Annotated in this window: 16 protein-coding genes; 9 read left to right on the top strand and 7 right to left on the bottom strand. The window is 54.6% G+C overall.

Features of this window, described 5'->3' with window-relative positions; genetic code table 11:
• The first annotated feature begins 167 nt into the window (after positions 1-167).
• The 3 genes from J0X19_RS16600 (at position 168) to J0X19_RS25160 (ending at position 7,437) form a co-directional block, all read left to right on the top strand.
• Positions 168-3,536, top strand: coding sequence for a T9SS type A sorting domain-containing protein (locus tag J0X19_RS16600; protein ID WP_206985545.1), 3,369 nt, complete (start codon positions 168-170; stop codon positions 3,534-3,536).
• Positions 3,537-3,940: 404 nt separating this feature from the next.
• Entirely contained in the window at positions 3,941-5,854 is a 1,914-nt protein-coding gene (locus tag J0X19_RS16595) for a T9SS type A sorting domain-containing protein (protein ID WP_206985544.1), read from the top strand.
• Positions 5,855-6,093: 239 nt separating this feature from the next.
• Entirely contained in the window at positions 6,094-7,437 is a 1,344-nt protein-coding gene (locus tag J0X19_RS25160) for a T9SS type A sorting domain-containing protein (RefSeq protein WP_206985543.1), read from the top strand.
• A 92-nt stretch (positions 7,438-7,529) separates the two neighbouring features.
• Here J0X19_RS25160 and J0X19_RS16585 read toward each other — a convergent pair whose 3' ends face one another.
• From J0X19_RS16585 to J0X19_RS16570, 4 genes are all read right to left on the bottom strand, one after another.
• Positions 7,530-7,856 (bottom strand): HesB/IscA family protein, encoded by a 327-nt coding sequence (locus J0X19_RS16585; RefSeq protein ID WP_206985542.1) that lies wholly within the window; start codon positions 7,854-7,856, stop codon positions 7,530-7,532.
• Positions 7,857-7,976: 120 nt separating this feature from the next.
• The gene (locus tag J0X19_RS16580; RefSeq protein ID WP_206985541.1) at positions 7,977-8,387 is read right to left on the bottom strand and encodes a hypothetical protein; all 411 of its coding nucleotides are present in this window, start codon (positions 8,385-8,387) and stop codon (positions 7,977-7,979) included.
• Positions 8,388-8,490: 103 nt separating this feature from the next.
• Positions 8,491-8,907: a Fe-S cluster assembly scaffold IscU gene (gene iscU, locus J0X19_RS16575; protein ID WP_206985540.1), complete on the bottom strand. Its 417-nt coding sequence runs from the start codon at positions 8,905-8,907 to the stop codon at positions 8,491-8,493.
• A gap of 117 nt (positions 8,908-9,024) precedes the next feature.
• Positions 9,025-10,239: an IscS subfamily cysteine desulfurase gene (locus tag J0X19_RS16570; protein WP_206985539.1), complete on the bottom strand. Its 1,215-nt coding sequence runs from the start codon at positions 10,237-10,239 to the stop codon at positions 9,025-9,027.
• A gap of 169 nt (positions 10,240-10,408) precedes the next feature.
• Here J0X19_RS16570 and mce point away from each other — a divergent pair, with 169 nt between their 5' ends.
• From mce to J0X19_RS16550, 4 genes are all read left to right on the top strand, one after another.
• Positions 10,409-10,810, top strand: coding sequence for a methylmalonyl-CoA epimerase (gene mce / locus J0X19_RS16565; RefSeq protein WP_206985538.1), 402 nt, complete (start codon positions 10,409-10,411; stop codon positions 10,808-10,810).
• Positions 10,811-10,938: 128 nt separating this feature from the next.
• On the top strand, positions 10,939-11,517 hold the full coding sequence (locus J0X19_RS16560) for an L-threonylcarbamoyladenylate synthase (protein ID WP_206985537.1): 579 nt from the start codon (positions 10,939-10,941) through the stop codon (positions 11,515-11,517).
• Between the two features lie 129 nt (positions 11,518-11,646).
• Positions 11,647-11,928 carry a hypothetical protein gene (locus J0X19_RS16555; RefSeq protein ID WP_206985536.1) on the top strand — a complete coding sequence of 94 codons (282 nt, stop codon included), beginning with the start codon at positions 11,647-11,649 and terminating at the stop codon, positions 11,926-11,928.
• A 185-nt stretch (positions 11,929-12,113) separates the two neighbouring features.
• Positions 12,114-13,532, top strand: coding sequence for a CCA tRNA nucleotidyltransferase (locus J0X19_RS16550; protein WP_206985535.1), 1,419 nt, complete (start codon positions 12,114-12,116; stop codon positions 13,530-13,532).
• A gap of 334 nt (positions 13,533-13,866) precedes the next feature.
• On the opposite strand, the gene J0X19_RS16545 is transcribed toward J0X19_RS16550, so the two are convergent.
• Together J0X19_RS16545 and J0X19_RS16540 are read right to left on the bottom strand one after the other, a co-directional pair.
• Entirely contained in the window at positions 13,867-16,524 is a 2,658-nt protein-coding gene (locus J0X19_RS16545; RefSeq protein WP_206985534.1) for a PspC domain-containing protein, read from the bottom strand.
• A gap of 54 nt (positions 16,525-16,578) precedes the next feature.
• Positions 16,579-16,941: a PadR family transcriptional regulator gene (locus J0X19_RS16540; protein ID WP_206985630.1), complete on the bottom strand. Its 363-nt coding sequence runs from the start codon at positions 16,939-16,941 to the stop codon at positions 16,579-16,581.
• Between the two features lie 403 nt (positions 16,942-17,344).
• On the opposite strand from J0X19_RS16540, the gene J0X19_RS16535 reads away from it, so the two are divergent.
• Positions 17,345-18,448 carry a putative type IX sorting system protein PorV2 gene (locus tag J0X19_RS16535; protein WP_206985533.1) on the top strand — a complete coding sequence of 368 codons (1,104 nt, stop codon included), beginning with the start codon at positions 17,345-17,347 and terminating at the stop codon, positions 18,446-18,448.
• Positions 18,449-18,528: 80 nt separating this feature from the next.
• Positions 18,529-23,676 carry a putative type IX secretion system sortase PorU2 gene (porU2, locus tag J0X19_RS16530; protein ID WP_206985532.1) on the top strand — a complete coding sequence of 1,716 codons (5,148 nt, stop codon included), beginning with the start codon at positions 18,529-18,531 and terminating at the stop codon, positions 23,674-23,676.
• A 107-nt stretch (positions 23,677-23,783) separates the two neighbouring features.
• Here porU2 and J0X19_RS16525 read toward each other — a convergent pair whose 3' ends face one another.
• Positions 23,784-24,269: a dihydrofolate reductase gene (locus J0X19_RS16525; protein ID WP_206985531.1), complete on the bottom strand. Its 486-nt coding sequence runs from the start codon at positions 24,267-24,269 to the stop codon at positions 23,784-23,786.
• Positions 24,270-24,284 lie beyond the last annotated feature (15 nt).

Raw genomic sequence — 24,284 nt, 5'->3', positions numbered from 1 at the left:
AAAATTTTATAATGTATAAAAAATGTAATAATCCATCACGGTGCTTGTCTCGTAATTAGCCCTAGTTTCTTGGAAACGGTGCTTCAAAGTTTTTTCTGTCTCGTAATTCCTCTCCCATTTTCATACTCACTATGAATCACTCTTACCTGCGTAATCTACGCCGGGCCTTGCAACCTGAGTACCAAATACCTAAGTCGCGCCCGACGATAAGCAGCCGCCTGTGGGTGCTGTTGCTTTTATTACTCACTGTGTCATTCAATGGAATGGCGCAGACCTTCAGCGAAGGAATGGGCACAACGGCTCTTTCCCGTGAATCCATCAGCTCTTACTATGGCAAGGGAGGATTCAATAATGACACGGAAAGAGGGTTTGTATATTCCGGTTCGGCTGTATTGGCGAACAGTAATTCCAGTGCGGATGTGTCTCTCAACCGATACCCCGGAGCCAGCGGATCAAACTCTGTGTATTTCGGCCCTGGATACGTAAGTGGTAACTCAGGTCCTACTCGTAGCGATTCACCGCCTTATAATTTCCAGATTGCTAATATTAATACAGCAGCTCTATCGTCCCCTAGCTTTACGTTCGGGCTATTAGCTCCTACCGGTACTGCTATCGGGACACTGAACGCGCAGTTTCAGGTGGAGTTCAGTGCTGATGGTACCAACTATATTACGGCTACCTACGCGGCTTTAACGACCAATACCGTAACCAGCGGGTCTATTTTCAATCAGTATGCTATTACAAGCAACATTCCACAGGTGAATAACCTACGGATTCGGTTTACTCGGTTGAATAACAATAGTAATCTGTACCGTCTTGACGACGTGGTTCTTAATGCTACGGCTGCGCCTGCTATCCAGGTGTCGCCTACTACCCTCATCTTCAATAACACCGACGTCAATACGCAAAGCGCATCGCAGACAATTACTGTAAGCGGCCAGAATTTGACAAATAACATCATTGTGACTGCTCCGAACGGGTTCCTGATTCGGACAGGCAGCAACAGCTACACCTCTTCCCTGACACTCACTCAGTCGGGAGGAGTAGTAGCATCTACCATCGTGGATGTGCTATTTGCCCCAACGGCTGTTCAGTCCTATAGCGGTTCTGTAACTCTGACCAGCGTAAACGCGCAGACGCGTACCGTGGCTGTATCAGGTACAGGCGTGGCTCCAGCTCCTGAGCTGACGGCTTCTCCCAATTCGCTCACATTTCCGACTACGCAGGTTGGTCTGACCTCGGCCGTGCAGTCGTTCACCGTTTCGGGTAGCAACCTGGTGAATCCTGTAACTATTACCGCACCAACTGGTTTCCAGATTCGGCAGGGAGCCAATCCGTTCAGCAGTGCCTCTATCACGCTGACTCCTACGGGCGGTGCTGTTAATTCCAGCATTGATATCCGTTTCGCGCCTACGGTGGATGGCAGCTACGATGATGTTGTCTCGGTTACTTCATCAGGGGCTCTAACCACCGGAGTAGATGTATCGGGAATAGCTACGCCGGCCCCAACTGGTCCATTTATCACGGCAAATCCCACCTCACTGGATTTCCAAACCGTATCGAGCAGTGGCTCGGCTCAGGCACTGACATTCGAAATCAGCGCGGGTAACTTAACCGCGCCATTGGTGCTGACGGGTTCGAGCGGTGTCATTCGGTTCCGCGACGCTTCAGCGGGTGGCAGCTTTGTTAGCGGCCCTATCAGCATTACACCTGTTAGCGGAAGCGTATCATTGCGGACTATTGAGGTGCAACTGTTCGGCCCAATTCCGAATGGTGTATTCAACGGGAACATTACCCTTACCAGCACCGGTGCAACGCCAGTTGTAGTTAACATCACGGCTAACAATTCGATTGGTAACGAATCTACCTTCACGGTAGCCAACAACCTTACCTTGTTCTCAACCGTGCCGGGCCTTCCTTCGGCAGTGCAATCGTATCAGGTATCAGGCCGCAATCTGTTGCAGGATATCATAGTAAGAGCCCCGCAATATTTCCAGGTTTCCCTGGATGCCTCGTTTGCTGGTATTACAGGAACAGGCAACGTTATTACGGTACCTCGCAACGCCGGAAATGACATTGATCCGGCCGTAACAGTATATGTCCGCTTCTTGCCGCCATCCGCTCTGAGCACAACCTCGCTGATTATTTTCACCAGCAGCCCTGCCGGTTCCCAAGGTTTGCCAGTGGAAGGAACCAGCGAGCCTTCTGTTCAGATCCTAACAGCACCTCAGCAGATTCTTACCGTTGTTATCAATACGGCATCGGCAAGCCAGGCCTTAACCATCAAGGCTGAGCGAGTGCAGCAGAATATCATCATTTCTAAATCGGTATCTCCTAATCCGTTGAACCCAAACAATGTTCAACAGTTCGAAATATCGGCGGATAACGTAAACTTCAGCAACACATTGATGCTGACGCCGGACCAGAGCACATTTAGTGTTAATCAGCAGATATACTTCCGTTACAAACCAACTTATCTGGGGGCAGCACAGTCTACTTTACAGTTCCGCAGCAACGACTTCAACAATACCAATGTTCAGTCGTTTGGAGCCAACGATTTGTTGTCGGGCCGCTCAATTGATACGGAGCCTACCCTGCGAAGCAGCCCAACCGTAACCCGGAGTGGCAACACAGCTACCGTAAACTTCAACTTGCCTGCCAACTACGCCGCACTTGGGTATGGTGAGGGCCGCTTGATTGCTGCCAGCACTAGTGCTACGTTGCCTGCTTCCAGCCAGCCATTGGATGGGGAAGGGTATCTGGCTGGTAGCCAAGTGTACGGGCAAGGCCCACAGATTGCTCCTGGTTACTTTGTAGTGTATTCCGGAACAACCCAAAATGCTACTATTGAAGGACTTGATCCGGCAGTTACTTACTACTTCTACAGCTTCGAGTACAACTACATTGATCCGAACTTCAACATTGCTATCGGTGGAGCCCAGAACTATTTGTCGCCGCCGGTACCAGGAGTTATCAATGGAATTATCGTGCCTGGTACGCCACTACCTGTAACGCTGGTTTCCTTTACCGGTAAACTTCGCAATAATCAGGTGGCGCTCAACTGGGTGACGGCTTCGGAACTCAACAACAAATTGTTTGAAGTTCAGCGCAGCGCATCAGGGCAGGAGTTCGAAACCATTCTGACCCGTGAAGGCAAAGGCACCACTTCCTCACGTACTTCGTACGAAGCAGTAGATAGCCAACCACTGATGGGATTGAGCTACTACCGCCTGAAGCAGGTTGATAGAGATGGTACGTATGCTTATTCACCGGTAGTAGCCATCAACAACGGTGGCCTGGCTAGCGCAACGTTCTATCCGAATCCAACCACAGGTAAACTGACCATCATCTTGCCTCAAGGGCAGGCTGGTGCCTCTCAAAAAGTATACATCACCGACTTGGCTGGCCGCTTAGTACGCAGCCAGGAACTACCAGCAAATGGTGAAATAAGCCTGAGTGAATTGCAAGCTGGTACTTACCTGGTAAGCGTTGGAACAGGCGCAAACCGGATTGTACAGCGAGTGGTGAAGCAATAACTTCTTGTGCTCGATTTACAGTGAAAAGGCCCTCTGCGGAAGCAGAGGGCCTTTTTTGTATATAAATAGAAAAGATAACTATGTAAATAACTTGAATTACTTCAAGATAATATTGTAATTTCAAGTTCGGTGGTTAGCGCGTGCCACTGGCACCTGCTACTTATTCCTCACGCTAAACTTAAATTATGACTTTAGTTTGTACTTCGTTGCCGCAACTCACAGGTCTTAAAACTATCCAACGACTACTATTCGCCCTCATACTGTTGTGTCCGGGAGGTAGTTGGGCGCAGAGTATCACCTATACCTGGACCGGTAACGGAGGCAACGGAAACTGGAGTAATGGGCTGAACTGGACCCCAACCCGGGTAACAGCAGCAACTACTGATATCTTAGTTTTTGATCCGTTGGCCACGCCCATTGCCACACCTGCTGCCCCACAGGTGGAACTGGATTTTACTGCCCCCGAGTCGGTTGCGCAGCTACGGTTTCTGAATGGCGTACGAGTTGCTTTCAGTTCCAGTGCTGCTCGAAGTATAGCCATCAATAGTAGCTTACCTGGGGCCGAATTTGAAGTTTCAGGAGCAGCTACCAGTGTACAGTTCAACGGGCCAGCCGCCGTGCAGGTAACGCTGGCTGCCGGTAGTCAAGGGAGTGTTACAGGGTCCGTAACATTCAACGGTGCGGCGCACACTATCGTGGCGGCTGGGTCCGAGTCGTTGCTATTTGGTGCTGGTGGCTCGTTCACCGCCGGTGCAAACTTCACGGGTAATGCGTTTGGCACAACTGGCACCATCAATTCCACTATTTTTCAAAGTGGTTCCGTTTACACGCAGTTAGCCGGCGCAAGTCCATTCGGGAATACAGCCTCCGCGGTAGCCCGTTTCGACCGGGGTAGCCGTTTCGTTGCCAGGTCGTCGCCATTGGCTTTCAGCAACCGCACCTTTGGTACCCTGGAGCTAGCTGCCAACCTGACTGCCACGGGCGCGGGTATTCTAAACGTACTTAACGATTTAGAAGTAACAAGTGGAAATGCCAACCTGAACCTGACTACCGTGCAGCTTGCGGGTAATCTTGTTATCAACGGCGGAACCATCAGCTTCGGTGGGCCGCCCAACTCGATTGTGCGGTTTAACGGCACTGTTTTACAGAGTATTACGGGAGTAGGTGGGAACAATCCTACGTTCGAGGGGAGCTTGGAAGTAAGCAACCCTACCGGCCTCGCGCTTCTTCGCCCCGTTCAGGTAAATACGGGTTTGATACTAACGAACGGGACTATACGCACTACTAGCAGTGCTTCACTGACGCTGAGTGCCAGCGCAACAGTAACGGGTGGTAGCGCCATCAGTTTTATTGATGGTCCGCTTAGCCGGGAGGCTATGAGGGCCGGGCAGCTGACTTTTCCAGTTGGCAAAGGCACTGCTTACCGGCCACTGAAGCTCACTGTTGTGGTGGTGCCACCCGCTACTACCACGTACACCGCCGAACAGAACGAGGGTTCCCCCGCAGATCAGGTACTGCTGGGAGATATCAGAAGCATATCTCGCGTCCGGTATTTCACGGTAAGCCCGAGCCCGGTACCTGCCGCTGGCACATTTAGCGGTACGGTTGAGTTGAGCTTCGGAGCTGATGATAGAATTGCGAATTTTAATGATCCGGCATTTGTCATGGCCAAGAGTGAGGGAGGCGGTTGGAGCAACATCGGCCGCTCCAGCACTACCAACACCACACTCGTGTCGGCGCCATTCAGTTCGTTTAGCGACTTTATTCTGGCCAGTACCAATCCAGATCTGCTGCCTTTGCCCGTTACGCTCACCCGATTTGAGGCCGAGCGGACACCGGATGGCGTAGAGTTGAACTGGACTACCGCTTCGGAAACGAATAGCGCTACTTTCGAGGCCCAGCGCTCCACCAACGGCTACAGTTTCACGACCATAGCTACTGTGGCCGGTAAGGGGCAGAGTAACAGTACGCAGCACTACTACGCTCTCGACCGAAACTCGGGCACTGGAATCAACTATTACCGCCTGCGCCAACTCGACACTGATGGCACCGCAACCTTCTCGCCAGTGGTGGCAGTAACATCAGAGCAGAGAGTAGCATTATACCCTATACCAGCCCAAAATACACTCACCGTAGTAGCACCCACTACCAACACGCAGTACCGGGTACTAAGTACTACTGGGCGTGTAGTATTGGCTGGTAGTATAGCCAGCACTATCACTGTACTAGATGTGGCTATGCTTCCTGTGGGCTTATATCAGCTGGAAATAACTTCCAGCGCCGGACGAGTAGTACGCAAATTCACAAAAACGGATTGAGGTAATTTACCTACTGCCAGCTACCTACAGCCGTCCTTTCTTATCAACGAGAAAGGACGGTTGCATTTTATAGTACAGCCAACAAGTAGCACAAACGCTCTTAGACTGCGGTTAAGCTATTCTATATTATGATATCTGCCTCATAAATAGCGATGTACGCTCTTTGGTATTGTGGTGCTTGCAACGCAGATGGCAGAGTTTGAATATGTATTATAGTACAATCGGCTGATAGTTATACTGTGAAGAAAAATAATGATAATGAAATTTGCGGTATTTACTGTTTATTTAACTTTATTTATAAAAAATTTAACATAACCACCTGCAACAGTATGAAAAACCTTTCCCCCCTTATTCATATCCACAACAAGCTTCGAAACGCTGTTTTACTGAGTGGTATTCTAAGCTTATCCGCTTATGCTGTACAGGCTCAATCACCGTTGGATGTACAGAGCTTTAAGGGTACTAATGATAATACTACTGAACTAGGCTTTGATGGAGTAGTCACTCCTATTCTCGCAGGAAGCACTGCTGGTACAGGATGGACTAATGATGGGTCTCCATTATTTGATATCAGCAATCCAGGAAGCGGTGCGTGGGGAGTAAGTAGAGCTACGGAAGGCGTACTATTCCGCACTAGATATACTACAGCATCCTCTAGAGGCAATTACATTCAATTCAAAGTAGGAGCTTGGGGAAAAGTAAATAATGAAGGCCTTGATTTAGCAGATGATATCAAGGTGTATGTGAGTATAGATGGAGGCACCAATCTTTACTATGTTTTACAAATCACTGGTCAAAACAATGGGGGCTCATATTGGGATTTCTCTTCAGGTACTCCACCACAAAGGGTGGTTACTTTTAATACAAGTAATATCCCAGACGTCGTTACACCCCCTAACGGCAACGGAAACCACACAGGCCAAGGATATTCTAATTACAGGATAAACTTACCTGATGGTGCTTTAAATATTCGCCTGGGTATAGTTGCTACGAACGATAATCTTAATGAACTCTGGACGATAGATGAAGTTTCTATTGGCAATAGCACCAACGCCCCACTACCCGTCGAGTTGAAAAGCTTCACGGCTGAAGCTGCTACGAAAGGCACGCAACTGAAATGGGCTACGGCTTCTGAGAAAAACAACGCTGCTTTTGAAATTCAGCGGAGCAGCACACCCAGCGAATTTAAAACCATCGGCCGCGTAGCAGGGCAAGGAACTAGCAGCCAAAGCCACAGCTACGAGTGGTTGGACGCACAACCACTAGGTGGCCTGAGCTACTACCGGCTCCGTCAGATCGACACCGACGGCACCGAATCCTTTTCGCTGGTAGTTACCGTGCAGCATAAGGAAGGGATGGCGGGTGCTTTCTTTCCCAACCCAACCACCGGCCTGGTAACTCTGAATGCTGCGCTGGGAACCGTGAAATATCGGGTACTGAACACGCTGGGCCAAACCGTACTTACAGGGGAAGCCCAAGGCGGTAACACCGTAGATATGCAGTCGTTGCGCACCGGAGCCTATTTCCTGGAGCTTCAATCAGCTTCTGGCCGTACTGTGCAGCGGTTCATGCGCGAGCTATAAGCCCGGCGACAGACCAGTAAAACAAAACCCCGCTCTTTTTGGAAGAGCGGGGTTTTGTTTTGGTATGGTGTAGCGTTTGTAGCGCAGCTGAGCTACACCGAGAAACTCTCGCCGCAGCCACAGGTACGGGACGCATTAGGGTTGTCGAAGTAGAAGCCTTTGCCGTTGAGGCCATCCGAGAAGTTAAGCTCGGTGCCAGCCAAATACAGGAAGCTCTTCATGTCTACTACTACCCGCACGCCTTTATCCTCGAACTCCTGGTCCATCGGCTTCACCTCGTTGTCGAAGTCGAGCTTGTAGCTCAGGCCCGAGCATCCGCCGCCAGCCACCGAGGCCCGCAGCCGATATGTTGCATCAAGCTCTGCGTCGTGCATGAGCTTTTCAACTTTCTCTTTGGCTTTATCTGAAACGGTAATCATGGGTTTGAAGGCTTAAGAGCTTTGAATGTTCGGGCTTAGTTGCTGTTCTAATTTCTGTGAGCTGGCAGTACCAAAACAAAAAATCAGGCTCCTAAGATCCCAAGTACCCAATAACTAAACTTAAGAAGAAGGGTTTAATACCACGCTGAAAACAGTGATGGTATTCAGGTCGCGGCCGTAGTAAAGCTTGTCAAGGGCTTCGTATGCGTTGTGGGCGCGGAAATACGAAGTCTGTAACTCTTTGTCGCCGCGGGCACGCCACTGAATGGTGTAGGAGCTTTCCGTATCACGGTAGCGCTGCACGTAGGCTAACATTTTGCGCAACACATCCAGCCTGTCATAGCCTACTTCATAACGAAACAGGAAGCTTTGTTGGTGACGCGGGTTTACTGTAATCAGATCCAGCCGCGTTTGGTTGTCCAACTGGCGGAACTCGAACAGCAAATTACCCGAGCCCATACCCAGATACTGCTCGATCTGCTGCTGAACGCGCGCACTTTCAACGTGGATATCGGAAGCAGAAACGTCCATTGCTAAGTAGCGAGGAGGCAGAAACTAGAAGCTAGAAGATAAGGTACTAGCCGACAAAGGCGAATACATTCTGTCTTCTAGCTTCTGTCTTCTGCTTACTTTATTAGTGGTGCGACTTGGCCTCTTCCAGCGCCGGCATACCGTTTTTTACGCGGTAATCATTAATGGCCGACTTGATAGCATCTTCGGCTAGTACGGAGCAGTGGATTTTCACGGGCGGTAAGGCCAGCTCTTCCACAATCTCCATGTTGTCGATAGCCAACGCCTCATCTACGGTTTTGCCTTTCAGCCACTCCGTTGCCAGCGACGACGACGCAATAGCCGAACCGCAACCAAACGTCTTGAATTTAGCGTCGGTGATGGTGTTGGTGATTTCGTCAACCTCGATTTGCAGGCGCATTACGTCGCCGCACTCAGGGGCACCAACTAGGCCGGTACCTACGTTTTTCTTGCTCTTGTCCAGCGAACCAACGTTGCGTGGGTTGCTATAATGGTCGATTACTTTATCGGAGTAAGCCATGGCTTTTTTTGAAAAGAATTAAAAATTGAGAATTAAAAATTAAAAATGAGTTGCTCTACAGCGCAAAACCGGCAAGAAGCCAATTTTTAATTCTTCATTTTTAATTTTTAATTGATTCTAGTGTTCGGCCCACTCAATCTTGCTCAGGTCGATGCCCTCTTTGAACATCTCCCACAGCGGCGACATTTCGCGAAGCTTGGTTACCGCTTCTTTTACGTGGTTGATGGCGTAATCGATTTGCTCGTCGGTGGTGAAGCGGCTCAACCCAAAGCGCAAGGAGCTATGCGCCAGGTCGTCGCTCAAACCCAGGGCTTTCAATACATAGGACGGCTCCAAAGAAGCGGAGGTACAGGCCGAACCCGACGAAACTGCCAAGTCTTTCACGCCCATCATCAGGCCTTCGCCTTCCACGTATTTAAAGGAGATGTTGGCTACGTGCGGCAGACGGTGCTCACGCGAACCGTTTACATAGCTTTCTTCCAGCGTCAGCAGCTCCTTCTCCAGCCGGTCACGCATTGCACTGAGGCGGGCCGTGTCGGCAGCCATTTCCAGGCGGGCCAACTCGCAGGCTTTGCCCAAGCCTACGATGCCGGGTACGTTCAGGGTGCCGGAACGCATGCCCCGCTCGTGGCCACCGCCGTCCATTTGGGCCGTCACCTTCACCCGTGGGTTTTTCCGGCGCACGTACAGCGCCCCTACGCCTTTGGGGCCATACATTTTGTGGGCCGTGAAAGCCATCAAGTCGATGCCGTCGGCTAATACGTCAACCGGGATTTTGCCTACCGCCTGCGTGCCGTCGGTCATGAACAGCGCACCGTGCTTGTGGGCAATGGCCGCAATTTCGCGGATGGGCTGGATGGTGCCGGTTTCGTTGTTGCCGTACATGATGGTCACCAGAATGGTCTGGGGGGTCATGGCGGCTTCTAGCTCTTCGAGGCTAATGAGGCCCTCGGCGTTTACGGGCAGGTAGGTAACCCGGCCGCCGAGCTTCTCGATGTGCTTACACGTATCGAGCACCGCTTTGTGCTCGGTGGTAGCAGTGATGATATGATTGCCCTTCTGGGAATACATCTCGAAAACCCCTTTGATACCCAGGTTGTCCGACTCGGTAGCGCCTGAGGTGAAGATGATTTCCTTGGGGTCGCAGTTGATGAGGGCTGCAATTTGGTCGCGGGAGTAGTCAACGGCTTCTTCGGCCGCCCAACCGAACGGGTGGTTACGGGAAGCCGCATTGCCGAACACCTCGGTCAGGTAGGGCATCATGGCTTCCAGCACCCGCGGATCGAGGGGCGTGGTTGCGTTGTTATCGAGGTAAATAGGGAGCTTGAGCATGGCGCGTTAAGCAGGTTTCAAAGGAAATCTGGAAATCAAAAGGTAGTCAAAGAAAACCAGAGGCTATTCATTTGCAGATAGAACACAAAAATCCGCGAACTGGTTTTACTTTGGCACTGCAAAAGTAGAACAAATCCAAAGAAGCAGCGCTATATCTGCCACCGTGCTTATGCTCACAAATCTGGAACACATAGGCGTAGCCGTGCAGGACCTGGAAGCCGCCACGGAACTATACACGGTGCTACTGGGGCAGGAGCCCTACAAACGGGAGCATGTAGCCAGTGAGGCAGTAGATACCGTGTTTTTTCAGGTGGGCGGCTCGAAGGTGGAACTGCTGGCTGGCACCTCGCCCGACAGCGCCATCAGTAAATACCTCACCAAAAAACCGGAAGGTATTCACCACATGGCCTTCGAGGTGAGCGACATTCGGGCGGAAATGGCCCGCCTGCGGGAGGCTGGCTTCGTGCTGCTCAACGAAGAACCCAAGCGCGGGGCCGACAACAAGCTGGTGTGTTTCGTGCATCCGAAGAGTGCCAACGGCGTACTGGTAGAGCTTTGCCAGAGTATTTGAGTTGCTGATTATTGCTTGTTACTGGTTAATAGGCTGGAAAAGAGAACCACTGCTTTCTGATCCAGTAGCCTGAAAATCAACAAGTAAATCAATCGGCAAACCAACCCCAACAATCAGCAACCAAGCATATGAGTAACTTTTTTCGTCAGGAAGTGGATGCCGCCGTTGATGCGCTGCTGTTGCAGCAAGTCATTCTGTACCCCACCGATACGGTATGGGGCCTGGGCTGCGACGCCGAAGTGCCGCCCGCCGTGGAGCGCCTATATAAGCTGAAGCAGCGCCCGCCGGAAAAATCGTGCATTGTACTGGTAGCCGACGAGGTGATGTTTGCGCGCTACGCCAAAGTGGTGCCGCCGCATCTGTCAAAGCTACTGGCCGCGCAGTCGAAGCCTACCACCTACGTTGTGCCGGCTAGCCGGCATTTGGCCCCCAACCTGCTGGCCGCCGACGGCACCATTGGCCTGCGGGTGGTGCTCGATGATGAGTTTTGCCACAAAGTGGTGCGCCGCCTGGGGCACGGCCTGGTTTCAACGTCGGCCAACCTGAGCGGCGAGCCCACACCAGGGCTGTATGCCGAGGTGAACCCTGCGCTGGTGCGCGGCGCCGACTACGTAGTGAACTGGCGGCAGGATGAAACCAGCCGCACCACGCCGTCGAGGGTGGTGCGCGTGCTGGACGACGGGGAGATGGAAGTGCTGCGCGACTAACTGGTTAACCTCAACCGTAGCGGTAGTTGCTTTAAGTGTTGAGGAAGAGAATCTGACAGCGGGTGGGTTACTTTCCGGAGTGACGGGGTATGAACAGAGAATCTTCCACAAAAACATTCGACTTCAACTATGAAATTCTCTGTTAAATCCCTGCTTGTTCTGGCTGCTTTTGCTCCTTTCGCTCTGACTTCCTGCTCGGAGAAAACCCAGGAAAACGCAGAGGCTACCGCCGAAAGCGCTGCTACCGATGCCGCTAACGCCACTGAGAAAGCAGGCGACGCCGTTGAAAACGCTACCGACAATGCCGCTGCCGAAGTTAAATCGGAAGTAGCACCAGAAGCAGGCGACACGGCTACCGTACGCAACCAGCCCGCCGACAAACTGGTGGAAGAAACTCCTGCCAAGCAGTAGTTCTACCCTGCTTATAAGCCTATGAAAACTCCCCCGGCCTTTACGCCGGGGGAGTTTTTTGTTGACCTGGCCGAAGAAGCCGGAGCCACTGGCAGTGGATACGGGCCAGTATTCTTGCCGGGTAAAATGCCCGATTTTCAGGCAATGCGAGTTGCGGAGTACCTTTGCCGCTTACTTACCGTTTTATGAACACCCCACAACTACCTGACCTTCCTTTGTTTCGCACCATTGCCGCTGCCGCCGGCGAACTGGGCTACCCGGCCTACGTGATAGGGGGCTTTGTGCGCGACCTGGCGCTGGCGCGGGAAAGCAAGGACGTGGACGTGGTGTGCGTGGGCGACGGAATCCGGCTGGCGCAGGAGGTAGGGCGTAAGCTGCCCGGCCGGCCCCGCGTGACGGTATTCAAGAACTTTGGAACGGCTATGCTGCCGACGCCGGAAATTGAAGTGGAGTTTGTGGGTGCCCGTAAGGAAAGCTACCGGGCCGAAAGCCGCAAGCCGGAAGTGGAAGCCGGTTCCCTGGAAGAAGACCTGGCCCGGCGCGACTTCACCATCAACGCCCTCGGAATCAGCCTCAACCCCGCCGACTTTGGCGCCCTCGTAGACCGCTACGACGGCATGGGCGACTTGCAGCGCCGCACCATCCGCACGCCCCTCGACCCCGATATCACCTTTTCCGACGACCCATTGCGGATGTTGCGCGCCATCCGGTTTGCCACGCAGCTGGATTTCGACATCGAGCCCGATACGTTTGATGCGCTGGCCCGCAATAAGGAGCGCATTAAAATCGTGTCGCAGGAGCGGATTACCACCGAGCTGAACAAGATTATTATGGCGCCGAAGCCGAGCTACGGCTTCAAGCTGCTGTTTCAGTGCGGCCTGCTGCAACTCATCTTCCCGAAGATGGCGCAGCTCTACGGGGTGGAAAAAGTGGGGCAGCATGCACACAAAGACAATTTCTACCACACGCTGCAAGTGCTTGATAACGTGGTAACGGCCGGCGGCGACCTGTGGCTGCGCTGGGCGGCCATCTTGCACGACATTGCCAAGCCCGCCACCAAACGCTACGATAAGCGCGTGGGCTGGACCTTCCACGGCCACGAGGACAAGGGTGCGCGCTGGGTGCCCGGCATCTTCACCGACCTGAAACTGCCGCTGGGCGAGGAAATGCGCCAGGTGCAAAAGCTGGTGCGCCTGCATCTGCGGCCCATTGTGCTGTCCAAGGAAATTGTGACGGATTCGGCGGTGCGGCGCCTGCTGTTCGAGGCCGGCGACGACATTGACCGGCTGATGCTGCTGTGCCGCGCCGACATCACCAGCAAAGACTACGACCGAAAGAACCGCTACCTGCGCAACTTCGACGTGGTGGAGCAGAAGCTGAAGGAAGTAGAGGAAAAGGACCACCTGCGTAATTTCAAGCCTGTTATTACCGGCGAAATCATCATGGCAACGTTCGGGCTCAAGCCCAGCCGTGAGGTAGGCGAATTGAAGGAGTCGCTTTTGGAGGCTATTCTGGAAGGCAAAGTGCGCAATGAGTATGACGAGGCCTTTGCGCTGCTCCTGGACCTGGGCCAGCAGAAGGGCTTGGAGAGAGTAGCGGAGTAACTGAGTAATTCGTTCTGAACCAAAGCAGAAGGCCGGCGTGCTATGAGTAGCATGCCGGCCTTCTGCTTTGTGAATACGGCTTCAAGCAAGTTGCTGCCTGATTGCTAGAAAAAAGTTGAGGAAGCCTCTCACTGGCCGGTTGCAGCACGACCAGTAAAAGAGCTTCCTCGAGGGGTCGGCCTTTCACTCACCAGAAAAATTAGACCCTCTTTTTTAATTCATCAGCAGTATAGATGTACGCCTTGGTTCAACCGTTGCCTAACGTAGCAACTAAATCTTCGACGACAAATATATATACAACCTATGTGGATTCGGTGAAGTGAGGACTTACTAATTAATCCTCAACCGACTCCACGCGGGAAGCACCCGTAGCGTCTTTGGTAACACTGGTTGGTTTGCCGCTGTATTCTATTACGCTGGCCCCCACCGCATCGGCATCCAGGCTTTCCGTCACCCGCAGGCGGGCTTTGCTGGCCCCAATCATGTCGATGGCGGCGCGGCGGGCGGTGAAGTCGTCGGCAGCCAGTTCGCAGCCGCCGGCTCCGTTCACGTTCAGGTCGTCGGCTTCGCCTTCCAAGATAGCCCGGCAACCGCCGGCTAGTTCCAGGTCGAGGGCGCTGAAAGAGCCATTGAGGCGAAGGAGGCTGGCTCCAGCTTGTTCCACTTCCAAATTGCCGTTGCTAAAGCCATTTACAACCGCCTGCGCCGCACCTACCAGCTCTAGCTTGTTGAGCTCGGGCGTTTCGATGGTAATCAGGATTTTCTTGTAGCTGCGCCAGCTGGACCCCGTGAGGCTTTTGCGGCGCGGCCGAATCACCAACTCGTTGCCGTTACGCTCCACAATAATTTCGCTTAAGTCGGCTTCGTTGCCGGCTGCCCGCACCGAGTGGTTGTCGTTGGCCCGAATCACTACCTGGAACGGGCCGGTTACGCTCACGTGGTCGAAATCGTCGCCGGCAAAAGAGCGGCGGCCGTCGCCGTACGACGACTCATCAGTGCTGAACGTGGAAGAAGTGCCGAAATCGAGGTTTATGTTCGAGTCGTCTTCGCTGGAATTCTCGTCGTTGGTATCGGTGCCACGCAAGTCCTCCGAAGTACAGTCTACGCACTCGATGCGGCTGCCACTCAACCGGAACGTATGCTTGTCGGCGTTGTACGGGGCCTGGCCGTTCACGTATTGCTCGTCGTCGAGCCAGTTGCTGAAGCCTTCATTCATGCGGAAGGTCCGGTCGCGGGGGAGCAGCAGGCGCAGGCGCAGGCGCTGGTTGCGGTAGCGGGCCCCCGGCTGGTAGCTGAAATGGTCGTCGATAACCAGAGTGGAATCGTTGGGCGTATCGAGCGTGTGCAGGATAGACGTGCCGGCTGTGCGGCGGGCATCTTCCTCGGTAGCGCCGCGGGCCGAGAGTACGCGCTCCAGGCGAGGTACCTGGCCACTGTCCACCGGAATCAGGTCGAGGTCAACGTATTCACCCACATCCGTCCAGCGGCGTTCCAGCACCAAGCGTTTGGCGGTCAGTGGCGTCAGTGTCTGGGTCTGAATCACTTCAGCCTTGCGCTGATACTCACGGGCCAGCCGGGTGCCGGCAATGCTGCTGCCTACGATACCCAGTAGCCACAGGGCCAGCAACGACAAGCTTACGCTCCGGTGCAGAATAGTACGACGAATCAGTAGCCCCAAGCCACCCAGTAGTAAAGCCAGTGCGGGAATAGCTACCATCAGGTAGAAGCACAGCACCGCCCACGGCGACACGCCATTGAGGAAGATGTACGCAGGCAGCGGCCCCGTTACGAAGGTATCAGACTCAGGAATAAGCCCCAGCCCTATCCCGAGTAGAATGGTGAAGCTCAGCAGCAACCCAAAGCCTGTGACGCTGAGCAGCAACCCGGCGAAGATGCGAATGGCCGTGCCGACGAAGGTTAGCAGGGGATTCAGTGCCTTAGCCAAATCCTCAAAGAAACTGCCTAGCAGGCGTTTGTTGCCAGGGGTACCTTCTTCGGTGTAGCTATTGCGCACCTTGCTATCAATGCCAGAGAGGGTAATGGCGTCGCCGCGCATGCGCATCTTATCCGATATGGTTTTGGCTTCGGGCACCAGTGCCCACAGCAGCGGATAGAGGATGAAAGAGACGCCCCCGGCAAACAAGCCAACAATGAACAGAATCCGCACCAGAGTGACATCGGTGTTGAGGTAAGCCGCCAAGCCGGCGGATACGCCGCTCACCTTGCCGTTGTCTACGTCGCGGTACAGCTTGCGGTAGCTCCGGTCTTCCTGCTCCGTTGGAGTGTCGTAGCGCTTGGGCAGGGCTATCCAAAGGATGATGTAGGAGATAACCGAAAATGCCGCCAGCTTTTCGCCGAGTTGTTCCAGCCAGCCCAGGTCATCGAAGGCCAAAGGCACCAGAATCAGGAGCCCGATAAAGCCCAGGCGCACCCACAGCGGGTTGATGGCGAAGTAGCGGGCGATACCAGCGGCTACCCCGGCCAGTTTGCGGTTGGTCATGTCGCGGAACAGGCGGCGGGACTCGGTCGAGTCGGCTTCGGAGCCGGCGCCTAGCGGGCCATCGGGGCCGAAAGCACCTTTCTTACCGAATGTGCCTTCCGGACCGAAGGCGCCTTTCTTGCCGAAGGGGCCGTCGGGGTCACCGATGCCGGCTTTGGTGTAAGTGCCGGCGGCGGTGCCACTGGCCACGGCATCGGCTAGTAGTTCGTCGTCGTCCTCGGCTTCGTCGGCGCTCTGGAAGTCACTCACCCGGCCCATTTTGGCGGTCATGGCTTGCACGTCTTCCAGCGAAATCACCTGCTTGGTGCCGGAAAGGCGGGCGGCAAACAGTTCGGCAATGCGGCTTTCAATGTCGGCCACAATTTCCTCGTGCCCACGGTAGCCGCTGAAGTGGGCTTTCACTTCCGCCAAATAGCGGCTCAGAACTTCGTAGCCATCTTCCTCAATGTGGAAGATGATGCCTTGGAGGTTGATGCTGATGTTCTTTTTCATCTCAGTCAGTGCTGCAACTAGTCGGAAAAAATCGGGAGAAGAAGAGGGCCGGAGTTAAAGCGGAACCGGCAGGCTGCTCCCGTTGGCGGAAGGCTTTTGGCGGATGATGCGGATGGAGTCCTGTACTTCTTCCCAGGTCAGGCGCAGCTGTTGCAGGAATTCCTGCCCGCCTTCGGTGAGGGTGTAGTACTTGCGCGGCGGGCCACTCGTCGATTCCTTCCAGGTATAATCGAGCAGGCCGGCGTTTTTGAGGCGCGTGAGCAGCGGGTAGAGCGTCCCCTCCACCACAATCATGCGGGCTTGGGTGAGTTCTTCGAGCATGTCGGACGCGTAAACCTCGCCGCGGGCGATAATCTCCAGGATGCAGAATTCCAGAATTCCCTTCCGCATCTGCACTTGGGTGTTCTCTACTTTCATGGGCTTGAGGCGGTAGTCGGTGAAGAATAGATCAAAGATAATAGAAGGTACTATGTGACGCAAGGTACTGTTGATAATAATTTTTTATTGCTTGGTTGAAAACCCGCTTTCCAGCCTTATAGGCGGGATTATAAATACTTTGAAATTCACTGTATGGGCAGCTTACCAAAACCGGACTCCTGATACAGGGGGAGTTGGAGCCAGCTGCATGCTGGGCGCTTTGGTTGCTAGCCTATATGGCTTAAGGCGCCGGAACGAGAAGAAACGGCGTAACGGTATTGGCAGCTTAGCCGCTGGCATTCACATAGGTACAGGGAATTAACACCGAGTTTTCAAGCTTGACGCACTAATATGTAGTACCTTGCGTTGGAAAGCGGATTACTCGTTTTTAGCGCATTTCTCTATGAAGCACTTCTTCCGTACTGCTACCTTATTTTTCGGCGCGGCCGGCTTGTTATTTTCCGCCTCTACGGGCGCCCAAGCCCAAGACAAAACCCCCAAATACAGCAACGAATTCCTGAATATCGGGGTTGGGGCGCGGGCGCTGGGTATGGGCAAAGTGCAAGTCAGTCTTGCCCAGGATGCTACTGCCGGCTACTGGAATCCGGCCGGCCTGCTCAGCCAAAAAGCCAAGTACGACGCGGTGCTGATGCACTCCGAGCTGTTCTCGGGCATTGTAAAGAACGATTACGCCGCCTTCTCCATGCCCCTCGACGACAAAAGCGCCATCGGCATCAGCGCCGTGCGCGTGGGCGTGGATGATATTGCTGACACCCGGGACTTAATCAACGAGTTCGGCTATATCGACTACTCTAAAATTCGCTATTTCTCGGTGGCCGATTACGGGGTGCTGCTGTCGTACGCCCGTAAAATTGGGAATGTGGAAGGGCTGAAATTCGGGGCCAACGCCAAGGTTATCTACCGCAACATCGGTGAGTTTGCCGATGCCTGGGGCTTCGGTATTGATGCAGGGATGCAATATGATAAAGGCAATTGGCGCCTCGGCCTTATGGCCCGCGACATTACCACCACCTATAACGCCTGGTCCATCAATGCCGACGAGTTGAAGCCAACGCCCGGTGCCCCACTTGAGGAAATTCCTACTAACCGCACCGAAATTACGCTGCCCACTTTCGTGTTGGGGGTAGGCCGGTTGGTGAAGCTACCAGGCGAGTTTACGGCCTTAGCCGCTGTGGACCTAGAAGTAACCACCGACGGACAGCGCAACACCTTGATTTCAAGTAGTGCGGTAAGTGTTGATCCGCGTGCCGGCTTAGAAATTGGCTATAAGAACGTGGCTTATCTGCGGGGCGGCGTCAGCAACGTGCAGCAAATTCAGAGTTTCACTGGGAGTGAAGAGTGGAAAGTACAGCCCAGCCTGGGCGTAGGAGTGGCGCTAAGCGGACTGCGCCTGGATGTGGCGTTGTCGCAGCTGGCTATTGAGAAGCTAGGCGGCCGTACGCAAACCAACAACATCATCGTCTCGCTAGGCTACGGTATTAAGTAATGGTTGATTACTGGTGCTGATTGTTGGATAACCTCGATAATCAGCATCGGTAATGCAATGAGTAATAATCAGTAATTAGTATGAAACAACGCTACTACACCACGCAACTTCTGGGCTGGTGCGGACTGCTACTCGGATGGCTGCTGGCGGCGGCACCGGCGGCAGCGCAAAACACCACGCCTTACGGCAACGAGTGGATAGTGCCTGGCCAGCAGTATTATAAAATTAAAGTTACCAAGGATGCCCTCTACCGCATCGACCAGCAGTATCTGGCGCAGGCGGGTATCAGCGGCGTGAATCCCCAGCGGATTCAGCTGTGGCGGCGCGGGCGGGAACTGGCCATCTACGCCGGTGGCAACCAAGCCACGCTCGACGCTACCACGTTTTTCGAGTTTTATGGCCAGCGCAACGACGGCAAGCTCGACCAAGCCATTTATAAAGGCGGTGCTAGCGCGCAGCCGCACGACCTATACAGCCTCTACACCGATACGGCTGCTTACTTCCTGACGTGGTCGGCTACTACCAACGGCAAGCGCATGACGGCCGTGGCTACCACGCCTACTGCCACACCACAGGCCGCCCGGTTGGCGCAACGCCAATTGATTTACAATGGCAACCCCGTGCAGGGGCAGTTCGCTTATGTGAACGATGAGCCAGGGGTGAACGTGTACCAACCCTGGGGCGAATCAGGGGAAGGCTTTTTATCGGTCCAATTTGGTGGTAGCACTCCGAATGCAAACCAAGTAGCCAACATGGTATGCGACTCAGTGTGGGCCGTGCCTCGTGCCGGTGCAACTCAGCCGCAGGTTGAACTGCTGTTTGTTGGAGCTTGGAGCGGGCCCCACACCGTACAGATAAGCGTATTACAGCCCGGCACCAACACCGAACGGGTAATCGGCTCGGTTTCATTCAACGGGTACGAGAAGCGCATATTTCGGACGCAGTTGCAAAACTCCGACGTGAGCGGAGCCGGTGTGCTGTGGACATTCGCACGGGACACGGGCCCTCGGATTGCAGGCCAGCAGCATGGTTTCCGAGTGGGGTACGTACGCTACACGTTTCCGCAGGCCAGCCGGTGGCGCGCTGGTATGAAGCAAATGGCGTTCCGCAACGATTCCACGCTGGCGGGGCCGGCTTACTACGCCGTGGACAGCATTCCGGCTACCGTACGCGGCTTCGACCTGACTGATATTTACAACATGCAACGCGTGGAAGGTATTGCCCTGGCCGGCCAGCAGCGTGGCTACAGCTTCCCTGGGGCCACTGCCAGCCAAACCCGGCGCCTGCTTTTAGCCGATGAAGCCCAAGCCGCAACGCCCCGGCCCGCTACGCGCGTGCAGTTCCGAACACTGAATGGTGCGGCTTCCAACTTTTTGATTATCACGCACTCTACTCTTATGCGGCCTGTAAATGGCGTGGATGCAGTGCGGGCTTATGCCACCTACCGGGCTTCCACTCAGGGTGGGCGCCACGACACCGTGGTGGTTACCTCGGAGCAGTTGTACAACCAGTTTCACTACGGCGAGAAGTCGGTAGGGGCTATGCGCAACTTTGTGCGCTGGGAGCTGGCCAATTCGCCGGCTTCGCAAACCAACTACCTGTTGATACTAGGCAAAGGCCTGATTGTGGCCGAGCGGCGACAAGGCTCCCCGCTTGACCTGGTGCCTAGTACCACGCGCAGCGGCTCCGACAACTTCCTCTCTGCCGACTGGGAAAACAACCAGTATACCGCCCGCATGCCTACCGGCCGGCTGCCAGCTACGAGCCCCCAGGAAATAATCCGATACTTGGATAAGCTGAAAACCCACGAGGCACTGGGCGCAGAACCGTGGCGCAAGAATATTGTGCATCTGGGCGGCGGCGACGGGGTAAACCAGCAGTTGGAATTTGAAGGCTACTTGGATAGATACAAGCGCCTGGCCGAGAAGCCGCTGTTTGGTGGAACTGTAGTGAATACCTACCGCCGGCGTTTGTCCGGGGGCACCAACTTACCGGTAAACATGACTATTGCCCCGGAAATAAATGCGGGCGTTTCCTTGGTCACGTATTTCGGGCATGGCTCTACATCCACGTTCGACCTCAACTTCGGTGACCCCACTGAACCAAGCAAAGGCTACAACAATCTTGGTAAGTACCCGGTATTTCTGCTGAACGGTTGCGCTGCCAACGCAGTGGATAGAAACAACAGCACAAAAACCGTATCGGAAAACTGGATTTTTGCAGAAAACAAAGGAGCAGTTGGCTTTATGGCTGCTTCCGATGAAGCTTTTGCTTATGACTTGGATGTATTCAGCACCGAGTTCTATAAAGTAGCTTTCAACGAGCCGGCTTGGTATGGCAAGCCGATTCCGGTGTTGCAAGCTGAAGCAAACCGCCGCTTGCTACTTGCAACCGGTGGCGGTGGCTCGGCTATAGCCTTGGCCATGATGAATACCTGGCTTGGCGACCCGGCCCTACGATTCTATGCTCCCGAACGGCCTGACTTCATCACCAGCAACGCCGACCTCCAGCTTCAGCCCAATGGTACAGGAACAATTCAGGCTTCCTCGCCCGATTTCAAGCTGCTGGTACGCGTCAGTAACCCTGGCAAAATCACCTACGACTCGTTGGATATCCGCATCACCCGGACCTACCCAGTGGCAACCGGCCGCATCCCCGATATCAAAACGTACACCGTTCGTCAGGCGTGGCATGACAGTACTTACACGTTCGTGCTGCCCAACACCGGGAACGTGTTCGGGGATAACCGTTTTGAAGTAGCCCTCGACTACCGCAACCGGGTAACCGAACTGAGCGAAACCAACAACACCGGGCAAATCAACTTCAACTTCCTGCAAGGTGGTGTCCGGACGGTGTGGCCGCCGGAGTTTGCCATTGTGCCCGCTACCAACCTGCGCTTAGTTGGCCAAACCAACGACCCGCGCGGGGCGTCAAGGGTGTATGAAATGGAGCTGGATACGGTACCTACTTTCACCAGTGCCAGTCCCATCAGGCAAACCCGCACCATCACCACTACGCTGGTGCCCGATTGGCGGCCAACCTTGCCAACGCTGGCTGGGCGCGATAGTGTGGTGTGGTACTGGCGGTTGCGTTTCCAAGCGCCGGTAGGAGATGAAAGTCCGGAGTGGGCTACCAGCTCGTTCCGCGTGATTCAGGGCACCAACGGAGGCTGGTCGCAGAGCCACCACGGGCAGTTCCGCCGCGACCAACTGACAGGCGTGAGCGTAGCTGCCCCATCGGGACGCTGGGATTTCGCGGATATCAGCGAGCCAATAGCGTTGGCTACGCGTGGTGGCGGCACCGGAGCCGTACAAACTTTCAATGCGTTAACAGATGGCATCAGCACATCGGTTTCGCCTTATGTAGCCAACTGCGGACCTAACAAGCCTAATATGATGGTGGCGGTGTTCAGTGGTCGTACGCTGCGGCCCGTGCGCAACGTGGCAGGGGGCTACGACTCCTGCGGCCAGGGTAACCTGCGTTATTATCATTTTGCCTCGGCCGACCCTAATAATACCGCCGACAACCTAAACACGCCTACCCGGCAAGCGCAGCTGCAGTCTTTGCTAACCAATGTGCGCCCCGGCGACTACGTAGCGTTGATTTCCATGAACAAGGTGAATTTCTCCTCGTTCCCGGCTTCCTTGAAAGCTGCCTTTACGGCTCTGGGCGCAACGCGCATCAACACGTTGCAGGATGGCGAACCATACGCGCTACTGGTACAGAAAGGCCCAAACCCGCGGGTGGTACGCGAAGTAACCGCCGACCCTACTAACCCAACCCCCAGCATCAACCAGGTGATTACGCTGAATGCGGCGCTTCTGACCCGGGCCGGCAGTGGCAGCGTGACGTCCACGCGGATTGGGCCGGCCCAACAGTGGCAGAACCTGTACCACACCGTGCGCACGCCCGATGCCACCGACCAGTACACCCTGAAGCTGATTGGCATTGATACGCTGAACGTGGAGCGGGTGCTAAATGCCAACGTAACCAGCCGCAACCTAGCGCTGGCAAATATTTCGGCCCGGCAGTATCCCTACCTGCAACTGGTGCTGGAGCTGCGTGACACGCTGAACCGCACCGCGCCCCAGTTGAAACAATGGCTGGTAACTTACCAGGGCGTGCCGGAAGGCATTGTGCGCCGCGACCTGGCTACCCCAGCTTCCGCCTACGACCCGGCCACGCTGGCCCGGCAAGCCAGTGAAACGGGCTTTGTAACGGTACCGGTGGTATTCCAGAATGTGTCGTCCATCAACTTCAGCGGGCCGATGAAAGCCCGGATTCTGCTGCGCAATGAAAGCAACGGAGTGAAAGAAGCGTTGGTAGACGTACCGGGCGGGGCCTTGCAAGCCAACAGCCAGGTCAGCTTCGATGCCCGCGTGAACGTGGTAGGCCTGACGGGTAGTGTGAGCGGCAACGTAGTGGTGAATCCCAGCCCGCGGGCCTTGCCGGAGCTGTATGCCTTCAACAACGAGCTGGTGCTGGACGCTTTCCGGGTGGAGGACCGCAACGTGCCTCCCACCCTGGATGTGGCTTTCGACGGCCTGCACATCTTGAATGGCGACATTGTATCCCCGGCCCCAACCATTACGGTGCAGCTGCGTGATGATGACCGACTACGTCGGATTCAGGGCACCAGCAACTTTGACGTGCTGCTGACTGGCCCCAACCAACCCACCAGCCGCCTCGACCTGACGGGTAGCAACGTGCGCTTCTCCTCCGACTCAACCAAGGGCACTGCCCAGCTAGAGCTGCGCATGGGCCAGACCACCCCGCTTGATAACGGTATCTACACACTGGAGGTGCAAGGGCGAGATGCCACCGGCAAAGCCGCCGCTGCCGAGCCGTACCGCATTACGTTCGAGGTTGTCAACGAATCGACCATCAGCAACATCTACCCGTATCCGAACCCGGTTACCAGCAAAACCCGGTTTGTGTTCACGCTGACGGGCACCGAGCCGCCGCGTAACATGAAAATTCAGGTGCTGACGCTGACCGGCCGGGTGGTGCGCGAGATTATGATGGCCGAGCTCGGCCCCCTGCGTATCGGTAACAACATCAGTGAGTACGCCTGGGATGGTACCGACCAGTTCGGTGACCGGCTGGCCAACGGCACCTACCTGTACCGCGTGATGCTCGACGACCCGCAAGACAAGTTCAGCCGCCGCGCCACCGCCGGCGACCAGGCCTTCAAAAAAGACTGGGGAAAGATTGTGCTTCTGCGCTAGCCTTCAGGAGTCCGGTTTCAAAAAAGCCCTTACCATTCACATGATGGTAAGGGCTTTTGCTTTTCCATTATCCCAAGCAATAGATACCGACAGGAACAACCACTTCGCTATCTTCTTTTCAGCGTTACGAAGCTGAACGGGTAAGCATGCTTGTCGTCGGCTTCGTGGCGCTGGCGGGATTCCTCGCGCCACACGGCGTGGTTTAGCTCCGGAAACAGTACGTCGCCTTCAAACTCGTGGTGTACTTCGGTCAGGTAGATGGTATCGGCGGCGGATAGGGCCTGCTGGTAGATTTCGGCGCCGCCAATCACGAACACCTGCTCGTCGAGCTGCGCGGCCCGTTCCAGCGCGGCCGGTACTGAATGCGCCGTTTCGCAGCCTTCGGCCTGCCAGTCCTGCTGCCGAGTGACTACAATGTTGGTGCGGTTAGGCAGCGGCCGGCCGATGCTTTCATAGGTGCGGCGGCCCATCACGACGGGGTGGCCCTGGGTGAGTTGTTTGAAATGCTTTAAATCGGCGGGAAGATGCCAGATGAGCTGATTGTCGCGCCCGATAACCCGATTTTCGGCGGTGGCTACTACGAATGCAAGCATTAGGTTGATGGCTGA

The sequence above is a fragment of the Hymenobacter telluris genome, assembly GCF_017313265.1.
GTDB lineage: Bacteria > Bacteroidota > Bacteroidia > Cytophagales > Hymenobacteraceae > Hymenobacter > Hymenobacter telluris.
Note: the sequence above shows the minus strand (reverse complement) of the source record. Positions and strands in the feature narration are given on the sequence as shown.

What these genes read in the sequence shown, in the direction of transcription:
- J0X19_RS16540 (WP_206985630.1), bottom strand. Translation starts at nt 16,941, where the DNA reads ATGAAAGTAGAGAACACCCAAGTGCAGATGCGGAAGGGAATTCTGGAA.
- iscU (WP_206985540.1), bottom strand. Translation starts at nt 8,907, where the DNA reads ATGGCTTACTCCGATAAAGTAATCGACCATTATAGCAACCCACGCAAC.
- J0X19_RS16585 (WP_206985542.1), bottom strand. Translation starts at nt 7,856, where the DNA reads ATGATTACCGTTTCAGATAAAGCCAAAGAGAAAGTTGAAAAGCTCATG.
- J0X19_RS16570 (WP_206985539.1), bottom strand. Translation starts at nt 10,239, where the DNA reads ATGCTCAAGCTCCCTATTTACCTCGATAACAACGCAACCACGCCCCTC.
- J0X19_RS16545 (WP_206985534.1), bottom strand. Translation starts at nt 16,524, where the DNA reads ATGAAAAAGAACATCAGCATCAACCTCCAAGGCATCATCTTCCACATT.
- J0X19_RS16555 (WP_206985536.1), top strand. Translation starts at nt 11,647, where the DNA reads ATGAAATTCTCTGTTAAATCCCTGCTTGTTCTGGCTGCTTTTGCTCCT.
- J0X19_RS16525 (WP_206985531.1), bottom strand. Translation starts at nt 24,269, where the DNA reads ATGCTTGCATTCGTAGTAGCCACCGCCGAAAATCGGGTTATCGGGCGC.
- mce (WP_206985538.1), top strand. Translation starts at nt 10,409, where the DNA reads ATGCTCACAAATCTGGAACACATAGGCGTAGCCGTGCAGGACCTGGAA.
- J0X19_RS16535 (WP_206985533.1), top strand. Translation starts at nt 17,345, where the DNA reads ATGAAGCACTTCTTCCGTACTGCTACCTTATTTTTCGGCGCGGCCGGC.
- porU2 (WP_206985532.1), top strand. Translation starts at nt 18,529, where the DNA reads ATGAAACAACGCTACTACACCACGCAACTTCTGGGCTGGTGCGGACTG.
- J0X19_RS16550 (WP_206985535.1), top strand. Translation starts at nt 12,114, where the DNA reads ATGAACACCCCACAACTACCTGACCTTCCTTTGTTTCGCACCATTGCC.
- J0X19_RS16580 (WP_206985541.1), bottom strand. Translation starts at nt 8,387, where the DNA reads ATGGACGTTTCTGCTTCCGATATCCACGTTGAAAGTGCGCGCGTTCAG.
- J0X19_RS16560 (WP_206985537.1), top strand. Translation starts at nt 10,939, where the DNA reads ATGAGTAACTTTTTTCGTCAGGAAGTGGATGCCGCCGTTGATGCGCTG.